At 61.9% G+C, this 6,896-nt stretch carries 7 protein-coding genes; 5 read left to right on the forward strand and 2 right to left on the reverse strand.

Annotated elements, in window-relative coordinates; genetic code table 11:
• Window positions 1-50: 50 nt before the first annotated feature.
• Window positions 51-1,112: a YeeE/YedE family protein gene (locus ACESL9_RS01840; RefSeq protein WP_372674438.1), complete on the forward strand. Its 1,062-nt coding sequence runs from the start codon at window positions 51-53 to the stop codon at window positions 1,110-1,112.
• Between the two features lie 16 nt (window positions 1,113-1,128).
• Here ACESL9_RS01840 and ACESL9_RS01845 read toward each other — a convergent pair whose 3' ends face one another.
• Window positions 1,129-3,324, reverse strand: a complete 2,196-nt coding sequence (locus tag ACESL9_RS01845) for a primosomal protein N' (protein ID WP_372609770.1) — start codon at window positions 3,322-3,324, stop codon at window positions 1,129-1,131.
• An 87-nt stretch (window positions 3,325-3,411) separates the two neighbouring features.
• Here ACESL9_RS01845 and fsa point away from each other — a divergent pair, with 87 nt between their 5' ends.
• The 4 genes from fsa to ACESL9_RS01865 are packed head-to-tail and all read left to right on the forward strand — an operon-like array spanning window position 3,412 to window position 6,454.
• Window positions 3,412-4,065 (forward strand): fructose-6-phosphate aldolase, encoded by a 654-nt coding sequence (fsa, locus tag ACESL9_RS01850; protein ID WP_372609768.1) that lies wholly within the window; start codon window positions 3,412-3,414, stop codon window positions 4,063-4,065.
• Window positions 4,066-4,104: 39 nt separating this feature from the next.
• Complete coding sequence (locus ACESL9_RS01855) at window positions 4,105-4,812, forward strand: DUF484 family protein (protein ID WP_372609766.1); 708 nt, start codon at window positions 4,105-4,107, stop codon at window positions 4,810-4,812.
• Window positions 4,809-5,732: a tyrosine recombinase XerC gene (locus ACESL9_RS01860; protein WP_372609764.1), complete on the forward strand. Its 924-nt coding sequence runs from the start codon at window positions 4,809-4,811 to the stop codon at window positions 5,730-5,732. Before ACESL9_RS01855 ends, ACESL9_RS01860 begins: the two co-directional genes overlap by 4 nt.
• A 17-nt stretch (window positions 5,733-5,749) precedes the next feature.
• Window positions 5,750-6,454, forward strand: coding sequence for a CDP-alcohol phosphatidyltransferase family protein (locus ACESL9_RS01865; RefSeq protein ID WP_372609762.1), 705 nt, complete (start codon window positions 5,750-5,752; stop codon window positions 6,452-6,454).
• A gap of 121 nt (window positions 6,455-6,575) precedes the next feature.
• On the opposite strand, the gene ACESL9_RS01870 is transcribed toward ACESL9_RS01865, so the two are convergent.
• Window positions 6,576-6,896 (reverse strand): methylated-DNA--[protein]-cysteine S-methyltransferase (locus ACESL9_RS01870; protein ID WP_372674439.1); only part of this gene is annotated, 321 nt, incomplete at its 5' end.

The raw sequence follows: 6,896 nt of genomic DNA on the forward strand, positions 1-6,896 counted from the left end.
CACATCAAAAGCCACGCATACGTTCACCGGGACCAGCGAAAGACATACCAATGGACCTGATCCCCCTCGTCGAACGCATCGGTGAAAGCCCCACCGCCGCCCTGTTCGGGCTGATCACGGGCATCGTTTTCGGCGTTGCCGCCCAACGGTCGCGGTTCTGCCTGCGTGCGGCAGCGGTCGAGTTCGCCCGCGGGATGATGCAGGACCGTGTGGCGGTGTGGCTTTTGACCTTTTCGACCGCTCTCGTCTGGGTGCAAGGGGCGCAGCTCCTGGGGCTGATGCGCAGCGACGAGGCCCGCATGATGTCCGTGCCGGGAAGCTGGTCGGGCGCGATCATTGGCGGATTGCTGTTTGGCGTGGGCATGGTGCTGGCCCGGGGATGTTCGGGGCGGCTTCTGGTGCTGGCTGCGACCGGCAATCTGCGCTCGGTCGTCTCAGGGCTGATCTTCGCGGTGGTGGCGCAGATGTCGCTTGCCGGGTGGCTTGCCCCGCTGCGCGATTATCTCGCCGCGCTCTGGATCACTGGTGGCGGGCACAATCTCGACCTGCTGGACGCCTTCGGACTGCCCCAATATGCGGGGCTGCTGCTGGGCCTCTTCACGGCGACCCTGGCGCTCTATACCTCCTATCGTCACCAGATCGGATTCGCGCGGCTCGTCTTTGCCTCCGGCGTGGGCTTTGCCGTCGCCTTGGGCTGGGTACTGACCTTCTCGCTCGGCCAGATCGCGTTCGATGCGGTCCCGGTCGAGAGTCTCACATTCTCGGGACCATCCGCCAACACGCTGATGTTCTTTCTCGACCGCAACGCTGTGCTTGAATTCGACATCGGGTTGGTCCCGGGTGTCGTGATCGGATCGTTTCTGGCGGCCATGCTGACCCGCGAATTCCGTTTTCAGGGCTTCTCCGACGAATCCAACATGCGCCGATCGATGTTCGGCGCGGTGCTGATGGGCTTTGGTGCGATGCTGGCCGGAGGATGCGCCATCGGCAATGGCGTGACCGGAGGGTCAATCTTCGCGGGCACAGCCTGGCTTGCGCTTTTCTGCATGTGGGTGGGCGCGATGGTCACCGATATCATCGTCGACCAGACCCGGGTGGCCGCCACTGCCTGAGTTCTGAGAAATCTCGTCAATAGAAACTCTGTGGATCGATATCGACCGTCAGACGCAGGTTCGGCCCCGGTTTCACCTGTGCGATCCATGCCGCCAGCGCCTTTTGCAGCGCCGCGCCCTTCGGCGCCTTGACCAGAAGGCGCACCCGGTGGCGCCCGCGGATACGCGCCACCGGTGCCGGCGCGGGGCCAAAGACCTGCGCTCCGATGCATCGCAGCGGAGCCTCGTTGCGGGCAAGTTCTGCCCCTGTGTCAAAGGCCTCCTGCATATCGGGCGAGGACAGGATGATCCCGGCCATGCGGCCAAAGGGCGGCACCCCCGCATGGCGGCGCTCCTCGGCCTCGGCGCGCCAGAACGAGTCCTCGTCACCGGCCAGAATGGCACGTATCACCGGGTGCTCAGGCTGATAGGTCTGCAAAAGCGCCTCGCCCGGCCTGTCGGCCCGACCGGCCCGCCCCGAGACCTGCCGCATCAATTGGAACGTGCGTTCGGCGGCACGCAAATCCGATCCCTGAAGCCCGAGATCCGCGTCGATCACACCCACAAGTGTCAGCAGCGGGAAATTATGGCCCTTGGCAACAAGTTGGGTGCCGATCACGATATCAGCCCCGCCTTCGGCAATCTCAGCAATACGCGCCTTCAGCGCGCGGGCCGAACCGAAAAGGTCGGACGAGAGCGTTGCGATCCGGGCATCGGGAAACAATTCGCTCGCTTCCTCCTGCAACCGCTCGACCCCGGGACCGACAGGGGCCAGCCGATCTTCGGCGCCGCAGGCAGGGCAGGCATCGGGGATCGGCCTCGTCTCGCCGCACTGGTGGCAAACGAGCCGCTTGAGAAAACGGTGTTCGACCATGCGCGCATCGCAATGGTCACACCCGATCTGATGCCCGCACGCCCTGCAGATCGTGACCGGCGCATAGCCCCGTCGGTTGAGGAACAAAAGCGATTGCTCACCGCGCTCGATCCGCTCGCGCACAGCTCCGGCAAGGCGCGAGGAGATCCAGCGGTTGGATGGCAGATCGGCCCCCCGCATGTCGACGGCACACATGTCGGGCAAGGCAGAATCGCCAAAGCGGCTGGTGAGCTCGAGCTTGGCATACTTGCCCGCTTCCGCATTGGCCCAGCTTTCGAGGCTTGGCGTGGCCGAGGCCAGAACCACCTGCGCTCCGCAGATCGACGCCCGCAGCACGGCCATGTCGCGGGCGTTGTAGAGCGCGCCGTCTTCTTGCTTGTATGAAGTGTCGTGCTCTTCATCGACAACGATCAGCCCCAGATCGAGGAATGGCAGAAAGAGCGCCGAACGTGCCCCCACGACCAATTGCGCCCCGCCCTGCCCGACCATTTTCCACGTCCGGCGGCGTTCGGTTATTGTGACGCCCGAATGCCACTCCGCCGGTTTCGCACCGAACCGCTCCTGAACCCTTGCGATGAACTCGGCGCTGAGTGCGATCTCGGGCAGCAGGACAAGCGCCTGTTGGCGCTGGCGAAAACACTCTGCCACTGCTTCGAGATAGACCTCGGTCTTGCCCGACCCGGTGATCCCACGCAGTAGCGTCGTGCCATAGGTGCCCGAGCGGATACCGCGGCGCAGATGCTCGGCTGCTGCGGCCTGATCGGCGGTCAGGGCTTTGCTGGCACGCTCTTCATCGAGCAGTGGAAAGGGTACATCACGCGGACTGTCCTCTTCATGCACGGCCCCTTGCTTGACCAGCCCCTTGACAACCGAAGGCGTGACCCCGGCGGCATCGCTCAACTCCTTGAGGGTAAAGGACAAGCCACCATATTCCTGCAATGTCGCCAGCACCCGGCGGCGGGCGTCGGTCATTCGGTCGGGCACGCTATCGCCCGGGCGATAGACCTTGCGCATCGAGGGCGGATCGCCCAGCCCCGGCGCCCGCGTGGCGAGCCGCAGCATCGCGGGAAGCGGTGTCAGGGTATATTCCGCCGCCCGTTCGAGAAAGATCTGCATCTCTTCGCGCATTGGTGCCACGTCGAGCACCCGGATGACGGGGCGGATCTTCGAGCGGTCGAAATCGCCCCGGCCCGGCGCGCAGACCACGCCCAGAACCTTGCGCGGGCCAAGCGGCACCTCGACAAATGCGCCCAGATGACAGCCGCCTTCAGGCGCCTTGTAATCCAGCAAACGATCGAGCGGCTGTGTCGTGAGCACCGCAACCAGATCGCCGTGATCGAAAAAATCCTGTCGGCCCATGGCCACTCCGGGTTAGGGGTTTCGAGAGTTATTGGTATCGGGTAAAGCGACCCGAGACAAAACCCAAACTTCACCGGGGCAGATGCCATGAAATTCTTTGTTGATACGGCCGAGATAGACGCGATTGCCGATTTGAACGACCTGGGCATGGCCGACGGCGTCACGACAAACCCGTCGCTCATCATGAAGTCGGGGCGCGATATCCTTGAAGTCACGAAAGAAATTGCCGAGCTTGTCGACGGCCCCGTCAGCGCCGAGGTGGTCGCGACCGAGGCCGAGGCAATGATTGCCGAGGGTCGCAAGCTGGCTGAGATCGCCGACAATATCGCGATCAAGGTACCGCTGACATGGGACGGGCTAAAGGCATGCAAGGTGCTGAGCGCGGAAGGTCGCATGGTAAACGTGACCTTGTGTTTCAGCATTAACCAAGCGCTTCTGGCGGCCAAGGCGGGCGCCAGTTTCATCAGCCCCTTCATCGGACGGCTTGATGACCTCAATCTCGACGGGATGGAACTGATCGCCGATATCCGGCGGGTCTATGACAATTTCGCCTTTGAGACCGAGATCCTTGCCGCGTCGATCCGCAGCGTGAATCACATTGCCGATTGCGCCCGCGTCGGTGCCGACGTGATCACCGCGCCGCCCAGCGTGATCAAAGCCATGGTGAACCATCCGCTGACCGACAAGGGCCTTGCGGCCTTTATGGCCGATTGGGAAAAAACAGGGCAGAAAATCCTGTAAAGGCATGTTATAAAGGCCGAAATACATGTTGAGGACACAATGAGCAGCAAGCCCGGGTTGGAGGACAGCCTTCGCGACAAGATCATCGCGGATCCGGATTTCATTCTTGAGGATCAAGATGTTATGCATGCACTCATCGCAGCGAACGAGCGCGCGATGGGTGGCAATATCGTTGACCTTCGGGGCATTGCGATGGAACGGCTCGAGGCGCGTCTTGATCGGCTGGAGGATACCCATCGCTCGGTCATCGCTGCCGCTTACGAGAACCTTGCAGGCACCAACCAGGTGCACCGGGCAATTCTGCGGATGCTCGATCCGCTCGAATTCGAAGTATTCCTGCGAGACCTTGGCGGCGACGTCGCCGATATCCTGCGGGTCGATTCCATCAAGCTGGTGCTCGAATCGGTTCAGAATGACGACGATCCGGTTGTTCAGCGATTGGGCGATGTCCTGTCGGTGGCCGAACCGGGATATATCGACCATTACCTGACGGCTGGGCGCGACGCACCGGTGCGGCAAGTGACTTTGCGCCAGGTCAACGAGGGCAATGACACGGTTTTCGGCGAGATGGCAGGCTGGATCCGCTCCGAAGCATGCCTGAAACTCGATTTCGGCGAAGGCCGTTTGCCGGGGATGCTGATCATGGGATCGGAGGACCCGCACCAGTTCACCCCGCAGCAAGGCACTGATCTTTTGTCATTTTTTGCAGGCGTATTTGAAAGGGCCATGCGCCGCTGGCTGGCATGAGCCTGATTTCCCCCGCCGCACGCGACGCTCTTGAAGGCTGGCTTGAAGGGCAAAGGGCGCTCAGGGGCGCCGCGGAGAACACACTCGACGCATATGCGCGCGACGTGACCGGATTCTTGACCTTCATTACCGAACACAAGGGCGCAAGCCAGGGGATCAAGCCCCTGATGAGGCTCAGCGTGTCGGACATGCGCAGCTGGATGGCGTTCACCCGTGGGCAAGGGGTCAGACCACGCTCGATGTCGCGAAAACTCTCGGCGGTAAAGAGCTTCCTGCGTTGGTTGTCCGAGCGTGAAGGTGCCGAGATCTCGGCAGTGCTCGCTGCGCGCGCCCCGAGATTCCAAAACAAGCTACCGCGCCCATTGGCAGAGGACGCAGCGCGCCGGATGCTCGACACGATCGGCCTTCAGTCGCAGGAACCGTGGGTTGCGGCGCGCGACGTGGCTGTTCTGACCCTCCTATATGGTTGCGGATTGCGAATTTCCGAGGCTTTGGGGCTGGATGGGCAGGACGCACCTTTACCAGAGGTCCTCAGGATTATCGGCAAAGGAGGTAAAGAAAGGATTATCCCGGTGATCCCTGCTGCGCGTGATGCTGTCGGACGCTATCTCGACCTGTGCCCATGGTCCAAAGAGGCGGGTGCCCCCTTGTTCCGAGGGGTGCGCGGTGGCAGGCTTTCGCCCCGGTCGATACAGAAGACGATGGCACAAGCGCGCATGCAGTTGGGCCTGCCTGCAAGCGCGACACCGCACGCGATGCGGCACAGCTTTGCCACGCATCTTCTGGGCGCAGGCGGTGATTTGCGCGCCATACAGGAGCTTCTGGGCCATGCCTCGCTTTCAACGACACAGACCTATACAAGCGTCGATCAGGCCCGACTGATGGAAGTTTACGACAAGGCTCACCCCAAGGCAGGCTGAGCATCGGGAAGTAAGATATGTCAAACCATTTCAAAGCCTTATCCGTTCACCTTCTGACCGCAACCGGCGCCGTTTTCGCGATGCTTGCGATGCTCGCGGCGGCGGGGCACCACTGGGACATGATGTTTCTTTGGCTCGTCGTTGCCTTTGCAGTCGACGGAATAGATGGGCCTCTGGCGCGCAAGTACGATGTCAAGCAACATGCCGACGAATTCGACGGGGTGCTTTTGGACCTGATCATCGATTATCTGACCTATGTGTTCATTCCGGCCTATGCGCTGTTTGAATCGGGGTTGCTGGGGGGCTGGACAGGCTGGGCCGCGATCATCGTGATCACCTATGCGTCGGCGCTTTACTTTTCCGATACGCGCATGAAAACAAAGGACAATTCCTTTTCCGGATTTCCCGGTTGCTGGAACATGCTGGCAATCGTGATCTTCGCGCTGAAACCGGATTTCTGGATCTGTCTCACCCTGATCGTCGTGCTGGCCGCAAGCATGTTCACATCGCTCAAGTTCGTTCACCCGGTGCGCACCAAGAGGTGGAAAAACGTAACGTTACCAATGGCTTTCGCCTGGACCTCCTTTGCCGGCTGGGCGGCCTGGGTGGATTTTCACCCCGAGAGCTGGGCCAGTTGGGGATTGATCGTGACAAGCATTTACCTGCTGTTTGCGGGGATCGCGCAGCAACTCATTCCCGAGCGCAACGCCCCACAGGGTTAACACGGGTTTTCGGCGAAAAATCGGGGGGTGATATGCGTATGACTCCCGACTGCCCCCCGGCTGCCGGGCAAATGCGGCGACGGGCGGGCAAAGTCAGGTTAACGCGGCGCGCGGTGCGGGCTCAGATCAACAGGCCCGCCGCACCCTCGTGACGCAGGAGCCAGACCTTGATTTCCACGCCGACGCCACCGGAGAACCCGCCCAGCCCGTTCGCTGCCAGAACACGGTGACACGGGATGATCACGGGGATCGGGTTGGCGCCACACGCCTGTCCCACCGCTTGCGCCGGGTGTTCCAGATCGCGGGCGATGTCGCCATAGGTGCGGGTCTCGCCCGGTGGGATCGCCAGCATCGCATTGCATACCGCGCGCTGGAACGCCGATCCCTCGACCCGCAACGGCAGCTCGAAAGAGAACCGGCTACCGTCGAAATAGGCGGCAAG

Source organism: Aquicoccus sp. (assembly GCF_041686535.1).
Classification (GTDB): Bacteria; Pseudomonadota; Alphaproteobacteria; order Rhodobacterales; family Rhodobacteraceae; genus Aquicoccus.

Coding starts and splice junctions, on each gene's coding strand:
- ACESL9_RS01840 (WP_372674438.1), top strand. CDS start 51: ATGGACCTGATCCCCCTCGTCGAACGCATCGGTGAAAGCCCCACCGCC.
- ACESL9_RS01845 (WP_372609770.1), bottom strand. CDS start 3,324: ATGGGCCGACAGGATTTTTTCGATCACGGCGATCTGGTTGCGGTGCTC.
- fsa (WP_372609768.1), top strand. CDS start 3,412: ATGAAATTCTTTGTTGATACGGCCGAGATAGACGCGATTGCCGATTTG.
- ACESL9_RS01855 (WP_372609766.1), top strand. CDS start 4,105: ATGAGCAGCAAGCCCGGGTTGGAGGACAGCCTTCGCGACAAGATCATC.
- ACESL9_RS01860 (WP_372609764.1), top strand. CDS start 4,809: ATGAGCCTGATTTCCCCCGCCGCACGCGACGCTCTTGAAGGCTGGCTT.
- ACESL9_RS01865 (WP_372609762.1), top strand. CDS start 5,750: ATGTCAAACCATTTCAAAGCCTTATCCGTTCACCTTCTGACCGCAACC.